The organism is Mesorhizobium sp. M2A.F.Ca.ET.042.01.1.1, assembly GCF_003997405.1.
Classification (GTDB): Bacteria; Pseudomonadota; Alphaproteobacteria; order Rhizobiales; family Rhizobiaceae; genus Mesorhizobium.
Window position 1 is genome coordinate 1 of record NZ_RZRX01000041.1, and the last position, 13,403, is coordinate 13,403.

At 62.6% G+C, this 13,403-nt stretch carries 18 protein-coding genes; 4 read left to right on the forward strand and 14 right to left on the reverse strand.

Features of this window, described 5'->3' with window-relative positions:
- The coding region (locus EOA23_RS08875) for a hypothetical protein (protein ID WP_127303653.1) at nt 1-1,075 on the forward strand (1,075 nt) is incomplete at its 5' end.
- Nucleotides 1,076-1,114: 39 nt separating this feature from the next.
- Here the strand turns inward: EOA23_RS08875 and EOA23_RS08880 are convergent.
- The 12 genes from EOA23_RS08880 to moaA form a co-directional block, all read right to left on the reverse strand.
- A complete protein-coding gene (locus tag EOA23_RS08880) occupies nt 1,115-1,693 on the reverse strand; it encodes a GNAT family N-acetyltransferase (RefSeq protein ID WP_127303654.1) in 579 nt (192 codons plus the stop codon).
- Nucleotides 1,653-2,357 (reverse strand): DNA alkylation repair protein, encoded by a 705-nt coding sequence (locus EOA23_RS08885; RefSeq protein WP_127303655.1) that lies wholly within the window; start codon nt 2,355-2,357, stop codon nt 1,653-1,655. The genes EOA23_RS08880 and EOA23_RS08885 overlap by 41 nt, the downstream gene beginning before the upstream one ends.
- 5 nt (nt 2,358-2,362) lie before the next feature.
- Nucleotides 2,363-3,232, reverse strand: a complete 870-nt coding sequence (locus EOA23_RS08890) for an NAD(P)-dependent oxidoreductase (RefSeq protein WP_127303656.1) — start codon at nt 3,230-3,232, stop codon at nt 2,363-2,365.
- 114 nt (nt 3,233-3,346) lie between these two features.
- Nucleotides 3,347-4,171, reverse strand: coding sequence for an ABC transporter permease (locus tag EOA23_RS08895; protein ID WP_127303657.1), 825 nt, complete (start codon nt 4,169-4,171; stop codon nt 3,347-3,349).
- Nucleotides 4,168-4,884: an ABC transporter permease gene (locus EOA23_RS08900; protein WP_126060929.1), complete on the reverse strand. Its 717-nt coding sequence runs from the start codon at nt 4,882-4,884 to the stop codon at nt 4,168-4,170. The genes EOA23_RS08895 and EOA23_RS08900 overlap by 4 nt, the downstream gene beginning before the upstream one ends.
- Nucleotides 4,885-4,962: 78 nt before the next feature.
- On the reverse strand, nt 4,963-5,748 hold the full coding sequence (locus EOA23_RS08905; protein WP_095818023.1) for an ABC transporter substrate-binding protein: 786 nt from the start codon (nt 5,746-5,748) through the stop codon (nt 4,963-4,965).
- 151 nt (nt 5,749-5,899) lie between these two features.
- Entirely contained in the window at nt 5,900-6,415 is a 516-nt protein-coding gene (gene mobB, locus EOA23_RS08910) for a molybdopterin-guanine dinucleotide biosynthesis protein B (RefSeq protein ID WP_127303658.1), read from the reverse strand.
- On the reverse strand, nt 6,412-7,044 hold the full coding sequence (gene mobA / locus EOA23_RS08915; protein ID WP_127303659.1) for a molybdenum cofactor guanylyltransferase MobA: 633 nt from the start codon (nt 7,042-7,044) through the stop codon (nt 6,412-6,414). The genes mobB and mobA overlap by 4 nt, the downstream gene beginning before the upstream one ends.
- Before the next feature lie 4 nt (nt 7,045-7,048).
- Complete coding sequence (locus EOA23_RS08920) at nt 7,049-7,969, reverse strand: DMT family transporter (protein ID WP_127303660.1); 921 nt, start codon at nt 7,967-7,969, stop codon at nt 7,049-7,051.
- A 124-nt stretch (nt 7,970-8,093) separates the two neighbouring features.
- Nucleotides 8,094-8,450, reverse strand: coding sequence for a hypothetical protein (locus tag EOA23_RS08925; protein WP_042642401.1), 357 nt, complete (start codon nt 8,448-8,450; stop codon nt 8,094-8,096).
- Between the two features lie 87 nt (nt 8,451-8,537).
- Nucleotides 8,538-9,032 carry a hypothetical protein gene (locus tag EOA23_RS08930; RefSeq protein ID WP_127303661.1) on the reverse strand — a complete coding sequence of 165 codons (495 nt, stop codon included), beginning with the start codon at nt 9,030-9,032 and terminating at the stop codon, nt 8,538-8,540.
- Between the two features lie 53 nt (nt 9,033-9,085).
- Nucleotides 9,086-10,081: a GTP 3',8-cyclase MoaA gene (moaA, locus tag EOA23_RS08935; RefSeq protein ID WP_127303662.1), complete on the reverse strand. Its 996-nt coding sequence runs from the start codon at nt 10,079-10,081 to the stop codon at nt 9,086-9,088.
- Between the two features lie 309 nt (nt 10,082-10,390).
- On the opposite strand from moaA, the gene EOA23_RS08940 reads away from it, so the two are divergent.
- Both EOA23_RS08940 and EOA23_RS08945 read left to right on the forward strand, forming a co-directional pair.
- Nucleotides 10,391-10,744 carry a DUF971 domain-containing protein gene (locus EOA23_RS08940; RefSeq protein ID WP_126060934.1) on the forward strand — a complete coding sequence of 118 codons (354 nt, stop codon included), beginning with the start codon at nt 10,391-10,393 and terminating at the stop codon, nt 10,742-10,744.
- Between the two features lie 91 nt (nt 10,745-10,835).
- Nucleotides 10,836-11,447, forward strand: coding sequence for a pyridoxamine 5'-phosphate oxidase family protein (locus EOA23_RS08945; RefSeq protein WP_127303663.1), 612 nt, complete (start codon nt 10,836-10,838; stop codon nt 11,445-11,447).
- Nucleotides 11,448-11,459: 12 nt separating this feature from the next.
- Here the strand turns inward: EOA23_RS08945 and EOA23_RS08950 are convergent, their stop codons facing one another.
- Nucleotides 11,460-11,912 carry a MarR family transcriptional regulator gene (locus EOA23_RS08950; RefSeq protein ID WP_042642392.1) on the reverse strand — a complete coding sequence of 151 codons (453 nt, stop codon included), beginning with the start codon at nt 11,910-11,912 and terminating at the stop codon, nt 11,460-11,462.
- Nucleotides 11,913-11,959: 47 nt separating this feature from the next.
- Here EOA23_RS08950 and EOA23_RS08955 point away from each other — a divergent pair, with 47 nt between their 5' ends.
- Complete coding sequence (locus tag EOA23_RS08955) at nt 11,960-12,868, forward strand: alpha/beta hydrolase (RefSeq protein WP_127303664.1); 909 nt, start codon at nt 11,960-11,962, stop codon at nt 12,866-12,868.
- Between the two features lie 8 nt (nt 12,869-12,876).
- On the opposite strand, the gene EOA23_RS08960 is transcribed toward EOA23_RS08955, so the two are convergent.
- A complete protein-coding gene (locus tag EOA23_RS08960; RefSeq protein WP_126060937.1) occupies nt 12,877-13,278 on the reverse strand; it encodes a rhodanese-like domain-containing protein in 402 nt (133 codons plus the stop codon).
- Nucleotides 13,279-13,403: the final 125 nt, after the last annotated feature.

The following is a 13,403-nucleotide window of genomic DNA, read 5'->3' on the forward strand; positions in this document are numbered from 1 at the left end:
AGCAAGAGCCTATATAGCGGCGCTGCGCACCTCCGTCATGAGTTTGTATGAGGTGAGCGACGTCGTTCCAGGAATATCTTTTGTGGCCCGCGACCTTATCCGCGGCGGTGAGCCGTTGACCGTCAGCGAGGGCACCGCCACCAAGACTTTGAAACAGTGGGACAGGCTTGCCGCGCGGATCGTGCCTGTCATGGGCAAAGCCGTCATGGCCGGTGGTGTCTTGCCCTTTACTCCTCAGGCCACCGAAATATTGTTCGATGGGCTGCGGGGCCTGTTCGGCAAGAGAAATGCGAAAAAGCTGCCGGCCATCAAAGACGACGAGCTGCAGGCTGCAGCATTCATGTTCACGCTCTCCTGGTTGTTCGACACCCTTGGAAGAGTGGCGGGGCCTCAGCTGCAAAACACCGATGGTGATGAAATCACTTTCCACGACGTTCGCTTTCCGCTCGCGCCGGGCGTGGGAGCGGATGACATCGCTGTTCGGCTGAACAGCATTCCAGCCTTCTCGCAGGCAGACACGAAATTCTGGAACTGGCTGGAGGAGACACCGAAAGGTGGTAACCAGAAAAATGCAGAGGCTCCCGCTATAGATACCACAATGGACAACGGTTCGCTCGTGCTTGGCAACGTCGAGTTGAAAGGCCGTTTTCTGCATCTGTCCGCCAATTCCGCAGCGCGGGCGGCAAGAGGAACCGCCCTTGTCCAACAGGCCCTCGGCCATCTCGTGAGGACACCGCTGACTAAGATCACGACCGTCGAACAGATGAAGGCCGAGCGGCCAAGTGAAGGTGCTCAAACATCTCGATCGGACATTCCGCCGGAGATCGCCGAACAGGCCATCCGAGAGCATTTGGATCGCCACTATCGGGAAACGCTCGATCAGCCGGTCAAAATGTTGGGGAACAAGACACCGCGCCAGGCTGCCAAGACCGCAGCCGGCCGACAAAAGGTCGCCGAATGGCTGAAATATATGGAAAATCAGACTGCCAAGCAGCCTGATCCGAGCCATTCGATGGCAACCTACAGCTTCGAGTGGATGTGGAAAGAACTCGGGGTTCTTGACCTGCGGCGGTAGCGCATTTCCATCCGTGCCCCTTCGCTGCCGTGGCCAGGCTCAACGGCCGAGTCGCATCACATGCCGGCGCGTGCCGGCGGTGCCGACCTCATGGAAGCCCCGCGCGACGAACATGTCGCAAAAACCCATGAAGCGGTAGCTGGGCGCGGGCTCGTCGACGGGATAAGCCTCGACGATGCGTGCGCCCCTTGCGAAGGCATGGTCGATCGCGGCGTCGAGCAGGGCGGATGCCAGTCCGCCGCCACGCAAAGTCCTCGGCACATAGAAGCAGACGATCGACCATATGCCGGTCTCGCTGTCGTCCTGCTGCTTTGACAGTTTCCGGTAGGTCTCGCGCGGCGCGACCGAGCACCAGCCGACCGGCTTGCCGTCCAACTCGGCGACGATGCCCACCGGAGTGCCGGCATCGATCAGCGCCATCATCATGCGCTTCTTCTCGTCGTTCGGGATGTGCTCGCGGCTGGAATGGCGCCAGGCCATGCACCAGCAATATTTCGGCGCGCCGGGCTGCTCGAACAGGTCTTCGAAACGGCCACGCGTTTCTTGCGTCACCTCGACAAAGCGGACGCCGGAAAGATCAGGTTTTTGCGGCTGCGAGCCTTGCGATCTGTTTGGCATCCGTCAGTTCCCTCACCGCATCCCTGCCGATCCAGCGTGCCGTCCTGTCCGACGATGCCGCCAGTTTTTCCGCCAGCGCAAGGGCAGGGGCGTGCAAGCTCATCGAGCGCTTGCCGATCTGCCGCAGCGCCCAATTGACTGCCTTGCGGACGAAATTGCGCGGATCGCGGGCATGTTTCTCGATCAGCGGCAGATAGGCAAGGAAGGTCGCGTCCGGCTCTTTCTTGAGATGCACCGCGCTCCAGGCCAGCATGGCGAAGGCGGTGCGGCGGACGAATTCGCGGTCGTCGTCGGCGAATTCGTCGATCAAGTCGCGCCAGAATGGCGTTTCGGCAAACAGGTCGGCAACGGTGTCGACGATTTCCCAGCTGTCGAAATCCGCGGCCCAGCGCCGGCACTGGTCGAGGTCGACCTTCTTCGGCTCGCCGGTGAAGGCCGCCATCAGCCGAGCTTCCCGGACACCGCTGTCCCACAGCAGAAGCGATCGCTCGTGGTTCTTCTTCAGCTTGCGCGCCAGCGGCCGCAGGTCGGAATTACCGATGCCAAGCGCGCTCGCCGTGTTGATGCCGAAGCGCGCCATGCCTGCCAAATTCGCCTCCGTGCCGATCGCGCGCAGGTGCGCGACGATGTCGTCGGCGCTCCAGCTCGGATCAGGCAACGTCATGTCGCCTATTTTTCCAGGCGGGCAAGCAGCGAGGAGGTATCCCAGCGCTTGCCGCCCATGTCCTGCACATCCTTGTAGAACTGGTCGATAAGCGCGGTCACCGGCAGCTTGGCGCCGTTGCGGTTGGCTTCGGCCAAGCAGATGCCGAGATCCTTGCGCATCCAGTCGACGGCGAAGCCGAAATCATATTTGCCGGCATTCATCGTCTTGTGGCGGTTTTCCATCTGCCAGGAGCCGGCTGCCCCCTTGGAAATCACCTCGACCACCTTCTCGATGTCGAGGCCGGCCCTCTTGCCGAAATGGATGCCCTCGGCCAGGCCCTGGACGAGGCCGGCAATGGCAATCTGGTTGATCATTTTCGTCAATTGGCCGGCGCCGGCCGAACCCATCAGCCCAACCATACGGGCGTAGGCGTCAATGACCGGCTTGGCTTTGTCGAAGGCCGACTGCTCGCCGCCAACCATGACGGTCAGGACACCGTTCTCGGCGCCGGCCTGACCGCCTGACACGGGCGCGTCGAGAAAGGAGAAGCCTGCCTTGCGCGCCGCTTCGTCCAGCTCGCGCGCGACCTCCGCCGAGGCGGTGGTGTTGTCGATGAAAACGGAACCCTTCTTCATCGCGGCGAAGGCGCCGTTGGCGCCGGTGGTGACCGAGCGCAGATCGTCGTCATTGCCGACGCAGGAGAAGACGAAGTCCTTGCCTTCGGCTGCTTCGGCCGGCGTCAGCGCCAGCTTGCCGCCATGCTGGGCCACCCACTGCTCGGCCTTTCCCTTGGTGCGGTTGTAGACGGTGACGTCGTGGCCGCCCTTGTTCCTGAGGTGCCCGGCCATGGGATAGCCCATGACGCCAAGACCGAGAAATGCAACCGATGCCATAGACCTGCCTTCCAACAAAACACGGTTTCCAGTGGCCGAAGGTCTAGGCCATGCGAAAAATTCGTCAAGGCGCGCCACGCTGCATCGACTGGTGCAGGCGGCCGAGCCGCAGGATTATCGATGCAGGTGGACGGTAATTCGGCGCTCGATCCACTCGACGCCGTGGCGCAGGATCTCGACCATTACAAGATAGACGATCGCCACCCAGATATAGGCCTGGATGTCGAAGGATTTCGCATAGGCGAGCTTGGCGTTGCCCATCAGGTCGTAGACGGTGATGATGGCAACGATCGCCGAGGCCTTGATCATCAGGATGAGCTCGTTGCCGTAGGGCCTGAGCGCGACGATGATCGCCTGCGGCAGGATGACCTTGCGCAGCGTCTGCAATGTGTGCAGGCCGAGCGAGGCCGCACCTTCCCATTGGCCGCGCGGCACGCTTTCGATGGCGCCGCGCAGGATTTCGGCCTGGTAGGCGGCGGTGTTGAGCGAGAACGCAAAGACACCGCAATAGAAGGCCTCGCGGAAGAACCACCACAACCCTACCGTTTCCAGCTCCGGCCGGAAGGAACCGACGCCGTAATAGACGAGATAGGTCTGCACGAGCAGCGGCGTGCCGCGGAAGAAATAGACGTAGCAATAGGCAAGCCCGGACAGGATCCAGTTCTTCGACATGCGGCCGTAGGCGACCGGCAGCGAGAAGAGCGCTCCCAGCACCATCGAGATGGAAACCAGCGAAAGCGTGGTTCCCAGGCCCTGCAGATAGGCCGGCGCGTAACGGGCGAAGAACTCTGGATTCCAGGCGTAGACGAGGTAGGCGACGATGCCGAGACCTAAGAGGATCCATACGCCGACCAGTGCGTAGCCGACGATGCGGGCGCGTGGCCAGCCGCGGGCCAGAGGGGGCGGCTTGTCGACGACGATGGCCTGGCTGACGCTCATCGCACCGCCCTCCGCCCGAGATGACGCAGAATATGGCCGGTGGCGATCGACGACAGGATGGCGAGAGCCAGGAAGATCAGCGCCGCCACGCTGTAGAACAGGAAGGCATGCTTTGTGACGCGCGCCGCGACGCCGGACTGGCGCAAGGTCTCGGCGAGATTGACCACCGAGACCAGCGAGGTGTCCTTGAGCAGGCTCAGCCAGCAATTCTCGAGGCCGGGGAAGGCGATGCGTATCAGCTGCGGCAGGATGACCAGCCGCATCGTCTGCCATTTCGACAGGCCGATGGCGTAGCCGCCCTCATACTGGCCTTTCGGAATGGCGCGGAACGCGGAAAGGAAGACCTCGCTGGCATAGGAGGAGAAGATCAGCGACAGCACGATCATGCCAGCGATGAAGCTGTTGACGTCGATTGTCGCGGCCGGATTGAACAGCCGCACCAAGTATTGCAGCAGAAGCGGCATGCCGAAGAAGAACAGGAAGAGCGTGACCAGCTCCGGCAGGCCACGGAAAACCGTGGTGTAGATGTTGGCGGCCAGCCGCAGGGAAGGCTCTTCATGCTGCTTGGCGAAGGCGACGAAAAATCCGATCGTCAGGCCGATGGGCAGTGTGGCGAGCGCCAGCACAATGGTAACCAGAACGCCAGACGCAATGTCGTCACTCCAGCCGTCCGGTCCCCAGCTGAGAAGTGTCCAAATGCTTTGGGCCGGCATTGACGGGTCGTGTCTCCGTGGCGATCCCGGGAGAAGAGGAGGGCGGCGAGGGGTGCCTCACCGCCCTTGGCGTAACGATCAGGATTCGGCGCCGTAGACGTCGAACTTGAAGTACTTGTCGTTGATTTCCTTGTATTTTCCGTTTTTGCGGATGGTGTCGATCGCTTCGTTCAGCTTGTTGACCAGGTCGGTCTCGCCCTTGCGCACGGCAATGCCGGCGCCCGGTCCGAAGATCTCGACCGGCTGGGGCGAGGGTTGGCCGAGGATTTTGCAGCAGGCGCCGTCCGGCGTATCCAGCCATTGCTGCAACACGACGATGTCGTCCTCGATCGCGTCGAGACGGCCGTTGGCGAGGTCGGCCTGCTCCTCGGGGCTGCTCGGATAGCCCTTGATGGTGCTGTCCGTATAGGTCTTGGAAGCGTAGTTGTAATGCGTGGTCGTGGTGGCGACGCCGATGTTCTTGCCGGCGAGGTCTTCCTTGGTCACGCCCTTGAGCGGCGAATCCTTCGGCACGGCGATGGCCGAGGGGGTGTTGTAGTATTTGTGGGTGAAGTCGACCTTTTCCTGGCGCTCGGGCGTGATCGACATCGAGGCGACGATGGCGTCGAACTTGCCGGCCTGGAGCGCCGGGATGATGCCGTCCCAGTCCTGCGCGACGAAGGTGCACTTCACCTTCATCTCGTCGCAGAGCGCCTTGGCGATATCGATGTCGAAGCCGACCAACTGGCCGTCCGAGGTCAGGTTGTTGAAGGGCGGGTATGCGCCTTCGGTGCCGATCCTCAGGGTCTTTTCCTGAGCCTGGGCGACGCCGAGTGTCAGCAGCGCGGCCGAAGCGGCAAGCGCGATACGCAGTGCAATACGCATGATAATCCTCTCATATTGTCATGGCCGCTGTCCCGTGCGGCTCTTGTGGGCAGAGCTTCTTTACCGCCCGCTGAGGCGGATACTCCCACTCTTTGCGAGAAAAAAGCAACTGCAAATCAACGGCAAGCGACAATCGGGAAGTGCCGCTGCGTTACTTGGTTCGAGCTACGAGACCTGTGCTGCGCTCGACAAAGTCGGCTATCGATTTGGTGTCGTCGAGGTCGAAAACCGGCAGGTCTTCGCCTTCGACCGCAAAGTCGGCGGCGACCGCGACGATGTTGGGATCATTGGCTGAAAGCGGCGTCCGATCCTTGGCGTCGAGCCGTCTTGCCTCGATCTTCTTGTGTGCTTCGCGCTTGTAGCCCTCGACCAGCACGATGTCCGAGGGCGACAGCCGCGCCAGGATGTCATCCAGCGTCGGTTCATTCTCGCCGCGCAATTCGTGCATCAGCGCCCAGCGCCGGCCGGAAACGATGGCGACCTCGGTGGCGCCCGCCTGCCGATGGCGAAAGGAGTCAGCGCCCGGCTTGTCGATGTCGAAGTCATGGTGGGCATGCTTCACCGTCGAAACCGTCCAGCCGCGCGCGACCAGCTCGGTGACCAGCTTTTCCGTCAGGGTCGTCTTGCCGGAGTTCTTCCAGCCGGTGATGCCGAATACGCGTCTCATGGCCTGAGGCTTTGCAACAGACGCTCCGCCGCCGCAAGGTCGTCCGGCGTGTTGATGTTGAAGAACGGGTCGATCTTTTGGCCGCCCGCCTCGATTATCGGGAATTCGACCTCGACATGGCCATGGCGCTCCATGAAGGCGGAAACCCGGCGGTTGTCCTCGTCGACAAGGAAATGATGCAAGGCGTCGCGCAGGCCGAGCGGCCAGAGTGCGAAGGTCGGATGCCATCTGCCCTCGCAACTGGCGACGGCGATCACGCCCGGCCGGTCGTGGGTTGCAGCGGCCAGGCGCTCGACGAGGTTGTCGGGGAAGAATGGCGTATCGCCGGCGGCGCTCGCCAGCCACCGGCAGGTTGTTTGCTTCGCCGCCCATTCGAGGCCGTCGAGGATGCCCGCCAGCGGCCCGGCATGGCCCGGCACCGTGTCTTCGATCACTGGCAGCCCCATGCCGGCAAATCGCGCCGGATCGCCGTTCGCGTTGAGCGCCAAAGCTGCGACCTGCGGCTTCAATCGCGCGGCGACATGGTCGATCAGCCTGGCTTTGCCCAATGAAAGCAGCGGCTTGTCGCCGCCGCCCATTCGGCGCGCCTGGCCTCCCGCCAGAATGATCCCCGCAACATTTCTGTCCATCGGCCTATATGCCGTCCGGCGCCATGTCGGGTCCAGCGCTTTCGGCGGCAGGTTGCTGCCTGCCGACGACGCGCTCGCGGTAGAGCGCATAGAGGCCGGAGCCGATGATGATGGCGGCGCCGACGATCATCGGCAGGTCGGGAACATCGCCGAAAATGGCGAAGCCGAGCAGGATCGACCAGAGCAGGGCAGTGTAACGGAAGGGCGCGATGAAGGAGATGTCGCCCGAGCGCATCGCCATGATCATGAACTGATAGCCGATGAGCACCAGCACCGCGGCGAGCGCCAGAAGCATGGTCGAGCGGCCACTCATCGGTGTCCAGCCGCCCATCGGCGACAAAAGCAGCGCGCCCAGCACGGTCATGGCGAGTGCGGTCGCCGTCGACACCAGCATGGTCGGGATCGCCTGCGGGATGCGCTTGGTGGAAAGATCGCGCACCGCGCAGCAGGCGACGCTGGCCAAGGCCACCAGGGAATAGACGCTGAACCCTTCGAAACCCGGCCGCACGATGATGAGCACGCCGGCGAAGCCGGCGGCAATAGCGGTCCAGCGTCGCCAGCCGACACTTTCGCCGAACACCAAGGCCGCGCCCATGGTGACCGCCAGAGGCAATGCCTGCATAACGGCGGAGACATTGCCGATCGGCAGATGCGCAAGCGCGATCAGGAACGACACCGTGGCGCCGGCTTCGCCGGCCACGCGCATGGCCACCATCGGCTGCAGCATGGCGGCCGGATTGACCAGCGCGCCGCGCGGCCAGGCAAGCAGGCCGACGAAGAAGGACGCGAAGGCGCCGCGCACCAGCATGACCTGCGCCATGTTCATCGATTCGGAAGAAAATTTGGTGATCGCATCATTCAAGGTGAAGCCGACCATGGCCACGATCATGAACAGCGCGCCGCGCAGGTTTGGCGAGAGAGGCAAAGGCGGTTCCGGACTCTTTTTCTAGATCAAGCCGTAGCAGGCGACCGGCAAACAGCAACGCCAAAAGAAATGGGCCACGAATTCTGCGTGGCCCATGATATCGATTTGCCGGGGTCCCGAAGACCTACTTCGGCGTCAGCACTTCGGTGCCGTTGCCGTTCTGGCCGGCGATGGTCCAAAGTCCATGCAGAGAACCGTCCTTCTCGATCTTGTAGACGACGAGACCGACTTCCTTACCCATCGCATAGCCGGCGGAAAACGCGTTGTCGTTCCGCATGCAGATGCCGTCCGAAGTCGAGCCGCCGGTTTCCCAGTGGATCGTGCAGGTCGTGTCGCTGGTCAGCGTGATGGTTGCCTCGCCACCATATTTCGAACCATCGAAATTGGTGCCGGCGACGGTGTAGGTGCCGCCGATCGACTGAGCCGCGGCCGGCATGGAAGCAATCCCAAGCATTGCAAGTGAAAGCATGATTGTGCGCATGTGCACTCCCCCTAGAGCGAAAATCGCGCTCGAAGGCTAGGCCGGAAAAGGCCGGCGGTAAATCGGGCGGAGGATCGCGCGGAGGGTTTATTTCGAGTTTGGCCCGGACGCCTCGTGCAAGCTGCCGGCGATGGTGCCGACCAGCGGGTCGTATTTCGCCTTGAGCGCCGCCGGATACTCGATGAACACGCTGTGGATCACGTCCTCCTTGCCGAACACGGACCGCCGATAGAAGATCTTGTCGCCTTTCGTACCCGACAGCACCGCCCAGTTCTTGCCGGCCTTGCCGTAGGTGACTTCTTCACCTGGCTCCGGGCTGGCTTTTTCGTTCTCGACGAGGCTCTTGGGCGTGTCGTCGAGCGCATTGTAGCTGCCGTAACAGGCCACGCTGGCGCCGTCGGCGCTGTGCCACTCCAGGCCGTCGCCGTTTTCCGGCTCCGGCATGCGCTCCGTGAAAATCTGGTCCGGGAAAGTGCACACGGTGCCGAAGCGCGCGTTGACATAGGTGAACGGCTTGGCCAGCGCCGTTGTCGTCAAGAACAGAAGCGCGGAAAACAAGCCGATGCGCCGAAGTTTCTGCATGATACCCCCTGGTCGAAGACCAAAGGTGATCCTGCACCAAATCGAAGAAAAAATCAGCCGCCGGTGACGCTCATATGCCGCGAGACCGAGGGACGGCTGGTGCGGCGGTCGATGATGAAATCATGGCCCTTGGGCTTGCGACCGATGGCCTCGTCGATGGCCGCGTCGAGCAGTTCGTTGCCTTCGGAGGCGCGCAACGGTGCCCTCAGATCCGCGGCGTCCTCCTGGCCGAGGCACATATAGAGCGTGCCGGTGCAGGTCAGCCGCACGCGGTTGCAGCTTTCGCAGAAATTATGCGTCATCGGCGTGATGAAGCCGAGCCGGCCGCCTGTCTCGGCGACATGGGCATAGCGGGCAGGGCCGCCGGTCTTGAAGGGGATATCGGCGAGCGTGAACTGGCGCTCCAGCGAGGCGCGCAGTATCGACAGCGGCAGATACTGGTCGGTGCGGTCGGCCTCGATCTCGCCCATCGGCATCGTCTCGATGAGGGTGAGGTCCATGCCGCGGCCATGCGCCCAGCGCATCAGCTCCGGGATCTCGGCATCGTTGAAGTCGCGGAGCGCGACCGCATTGAGCTTGATCTTCAGCCCCGCCTTCTGAGCGGCATCAATGCCTTCCATCACCTTACGGAGATTGCCCCAGCGCGTGATCTGGTGAAATTTTTCGGCATCGAGCGTATCGAGCGAGACATTGATGCGTTTGACGCCGCAGTCGGCGAGCTCGGCGGCGAAGCGCGAAAGCTGCGAGCCGTTGGTGGTCAGCGTCAGCTCTTCCAGCGCGCCGCTGTCCAGATGACGCGACAGCTGGCGCACCAGGTGCATGATGTTCTTGCGCACCAGCGGCTCACCACCGGTCAGCCTGAGCTTCTTCACACCCTTTTCGATGAAGACGGTGCAGAGCCGGTCGAGCTCCTCAAGCGACAGCAGATCCTTCTTCGGCAGGAAGGTCATGTCCTCGGCCATGCAATAGGTGCAGCGGAAATCGCAGCGGTCGGTGACCGATACGCGCAGATAGCTGATCGTGCGACCGAAGGGGTCGATCATGTCCATTGCAAGCGTTTCCCGTGGCCTGAGCGGCGTCGTTATATACGGTTATGTGATACGATCCAATGCCGCATTCAAGATAGAAGCTCTCGGTCTTTGGTAACATTCCCCGACCGACATCGTATGTCGGCTGGCCTCAAGTGGCTTTCCGCATCGCGCGAAGCGGCGTAGGGAAGGGCGCAACCCAGAGCATGATGCCGAAAAGTGTGAAGCGGTTTTTCGGACGACATCATGCTCTATCTCTTTGACTTAGAGACGGATTCAGATTTCAGGTCGATTCGACCTGAAATCATCCGTCTCTAGACAGGACCAGTCATGACCGCGCCAAAGGAACTCAGGGTCTCGAAAGACCGCAAGCTCTTGACCGTGACCTTTCCGGGCCATCAGCCGTTCGAATTGCCGGCGGAGTTTCTGCGCGTGGCTTCGCCATCGGCGGAAGTGCAGGGTCATTCGCCGGAACAGCGGGTGACGGTCCCCGGCAAGCGCAATGTCGCAATCCTCAAGATCGAGCCGGTCGGGAACTACGCAGTGCGCATCACCTTCGACGACTTCCACGACACCGGCATCTTCACCTGGACCTATCTTCATACGCTCGGCCACGAAAAGGATGAGCGCTGGAACGCCTATCTCGCCGAACTGGCCGAGAAGGGGCTGAGCCGAGACCGCTAGCTGTGCGGGTAGCAATCCAATGTCGGCAGCCGGCTGTCGTCAAGGCGTCATGGACATGGAGTAGCGCCGGCAAAAAGTCAGGAGGCGAAGAATGTCGCGTATCATATCGGTCGAACAGCTGGAAGCGCTTTACGGGCTGCCGGGTGAGGCTTCGGTCGTCAAGGAACTCGACCATGTGATTCCCGAATATGCCGCTTTCATCGAGGCCTCGCCCTTCGTGGCGCTGGCGACCAGCGGGCCGGAGGGGCTCGACTGCTCGCCGCGCGGGGATCTCGCCGGCTTCGTGCGCCTCGTCGACGACAAGACGCTGATGATGCCGGACAGGCGCGGCAACAACCGCGCCGATTCGCTGAGGAACATCATTCGCGATCCGCGCGTGGGGCTGCTCTTCCTGGTGCCGGGCTCGGGCACGACGCTGCGCGTCAACGGCCGCGCCCATATCACCACCGATGCCGCGCTTTGCGCCTCCTTCACGGTCGACGGCAAGCCGGCCCGCTCGGTCACCGTCATCGATGTAGACACGGTCTATTTCCAGTGTGCCCGAGCCATCGTGCGCTCGGAACTCTGGAACCCGGCCAGGCATCTCGACCCGAAGTCGCTGCCGACGCCCGGCCAGATCCTCGAGATCACCAGCCGCAAGAACATCGATGGCGCCACTTACGACAAGGAGTGGCCGGAGCGGGCCAAGAAAACCATGTGGTGATTGGAAGCCCGCTCAGGCTTCCTTCAGCACGTCGGCGATCTTGCGCATCTGCTCGCCGATCATGTCGCACTGTTCCGGCGTCGACTGGCTCATCGCCTTCTCGATCAGCGCCATGTGGACTTTCAGCGCCTTCATCAGCAGCGCCTCGCCCGCCTCGGTGAGGTTAAGCCGCAGCACGCGCTTGTCCTTCTCGTCGCCTTCGCGCCGCAGCAGGCCGCGCCCCTCGAGTTGCGGCAACAGCATCGTGATGTTGGAGCGGCCGACCAGGAGCTTGCGGGCAAGGTCGTGCTGCGACATGCCGGGATGGCGGTAGAGGTTCATCAGCACGTCGAGCTGCGCCGGCTTGAGGTCGAGCGGCGCAAGCTTCACGGCAAGCGTGCGCTCCAGCACATGGCAGGCGCGCGCCACCGCGACCCAGTTGCGAAAACGCGGGTTATCCCAGGGCAGCTCTTGCTTAATGTTCATGTTTGAACTATTATGTTCATGCTTGAACGAATGGATGGACTGCCAATATGGCATCATTTGGAATGAAGGTCATCCGGGGCGTTTTCGGCGCGGCCGAGCATATCGCGCCGCGCCTCAGCGGTCGCGCCGCGTTCGAATTGTTTTGCCGGACACCCAGCGTCAAAGGGTTGAGCGACGGCGAACGCCGGGCCGTCGAACGCGCGTCAGCCTTCATGGCCGAGGCGCGCCATCACCGGCTGAAGACCAGGACGGATTGCGTCACCGTGCACGAATTCCGGCCGGAGCCGGGCAGGGAGCCGCGCGGCACCGTGCTCGTCATCCATGGCTGGCGCTCGCGCACTGAATATATGCGCGCCTTAATCGAAGGGTTTCGCGGCGCCGGATACAAGGTCGTCTCACTCGACCTGCCCGGGCATGGCCACTCGCTCGGCCGCCATCTGAACATGGTGAATGCGGTGGAAGCGGTGCGTGTCACAGGCGAATGGTTCGGTCCCTTTGCCGCCGTGGTCGGCCACTCCTTCGGCGGCGCGGTTGCCGCCAATGCCGTCGCCGCATCGGTCAAGGGCATGCCGCCGCTCAAGGCGCAGAAGCTGGTCTTGATTGCCGCGCCGAGCTCGCTGCCGGCAATCTTCGACGATTTCAGCCACAGGCTCAATGTCGGGCCGCGCTCTCGCGTCGCGATGGCGGACAGGGTGAAACACCTTTCGGGCCGGCCGCTCAGCGAATTCACCGGCGACCGCCAGCTGGCCGAGGCCCCAGTGCCGACGCTGATCATCCATGCGCCGGACGATCGCGAGGTCCACGCCGACCATGCCAAGCGTTATGCGGGCGCCGGCGAGCATGTCCACCTGCACTGGGCCGAAGGGCTTGGCCATCGGCGTATTCTCGCCGACAGGGATGTGGTCGCGCGCGCGGTCGGCTTCGTGACCGAGCAGCGGGAAGCGATCCTGCACTAATCAGCCTATCAGTCCGCCTTCTTTTTCTGCCCCGGCTCGACCGGCAGGCCGGCCGCCTTCCAGGCGGTGTAGCCGCCGAGGATATGTTTGACCGGCGTCAGGCCCATGTCCTGCGCCGTCTTGGTGGCTAAAGCCGAGCGCCAGCCGCCGGCGCAGAAGAAGACGAAGGTCTTGCCCGAGGCGAAGAACGGCTTGTGATAAGGGCTTTCGGGATCGATCCAGAATTCCAGCATGCCACGCGTCACATGCTTGGCGCCGGGGATCTTGCCGTCGCGCTCGACCTCGCGCGGGTCGCGCAGATCGACGAAGATCGTGTCGTCATCCTCCAGCAGCCCCGCGGCCTCCTCCGGCGACACGACCTCGATCTCGGCATTCGCCTCGTCAAGCAGCTGGCGATACCCTTTCTTCACGGCAAATCCTCCCGGCCACCTTTGCTGCGACCACCAGAATTTCGATCACAATGCCTGGTGTTTGTCACGCGGGTCAGGCGAGGCGCCGCCAACGCCTGATTGTTTTCGAGGCCGGAGCGAATGCT

Bases quoted from the DNA above. Each gene is read 5' to 3' on its own strand.
- EOA23_RS08900 (WP_126060929.1), bottom strand. From the start codon at position 4,884: ATGCCGGCCCAAAGCATTTGGACACTTCTCAGCTGGGGACCGGACGGC.
- mobB (WP_127303658.1), bottom strand. From the start codon at position 6,415: ATGAGACGCGTATTCGGCATCACCGGCTGGAAGAACTCCGGCAAGACG.
- moaA (WP_127303662.1), bottom strand. From the start codon at position 10,081: ATGGACATGATCGACCCCTTCGGTCGCACGATCAGCTATCTGCGCGTA.
- EOA23_RS08925 (WP_042642401.1), bottom strand. From the start codon at position 8,450: ATGCGCACAATCATGCTTTCACTTGCAATGCTTGGGATTGCTTCCATG.
- EOA23_RS08930 (WP_127303661.1), bottom strand. From the start codon at position 9,032: ATGCAGAAACTTCGGCGCATCGGCTTGTTTTCCGCGCTTCTGTTCTTG.
- EOA23_RS08885 (WP_127303655.1), bottom strand. From the start codon at position 2,357: ATGACGTTGCCTGATCCGAGCTGGAGCGCCGACGACATCGTCGCGCAC.
- EOA23_RS08945 (WP_127303663.1), top strand. From the start codon at position 10,836: ATGTCGCGTATCATATCGGTCGAACAGCTGGAAGCGCTTTACGGGCTG.
- EOA23_RS08890 (WP_127303656.1), bottom strand. From the start codon at position 3,232: ATGGCATCGGTTGCATTTCTCGGTCTTGGCGTCATGGGCTATCCCATG.
- mobA (WP_127303659.1), bottom strand. From the start codon at position 7,044: ATGGACAGAAATGTTGCGGGGATCATTCTGGCGGGAGGCCAGGCGCGC.
- EOA23_RS08955 (WP_127303664.1), top strand. From the start codon at position 11,960: ATGGCATCATTTGGAATGAAGGTCATCCGGGGCGTTTTCGGCGCGGCC.
- EOA23_RS08895 (WP_127303657.1), bottom strand. From the start codon at position 4,171: ATGAGCGTCAGCCAGGCCATCGTCGTCGACAAGCCGCCCCCTCTGGCC.
- EOA23_RS08940 (WP_126060934.1), top strand. From the start codon at position 10,391: ATGACCGCGCCAAAGGAACTCAGGGTCTCGAAAGACCGCAAGCTCTTG.
- EOA23_RS08905 (WP_095818023.1), bottom strand. From the start codon at position 5,748: ATGCGTATTGCACTGCGTATCGCGCTTGCCGCTTCGGCCGCGCTGCTG.
- EOA23_RS08950 (WP_042642392.1), bottom strand. From the start codon at position 11,912: ATGAACATTAAGCAAGAGCTGCCCTGGGATAACCCGCGTTTTCGCAAC.
- EOA23_RS08880 (WP_127303654.1), bottom strand. From the start codon at position 1,693: ATGCCAAACAGATCGCAAGGCTCGCAGCCGCAAAAACCTGATCTTTCC.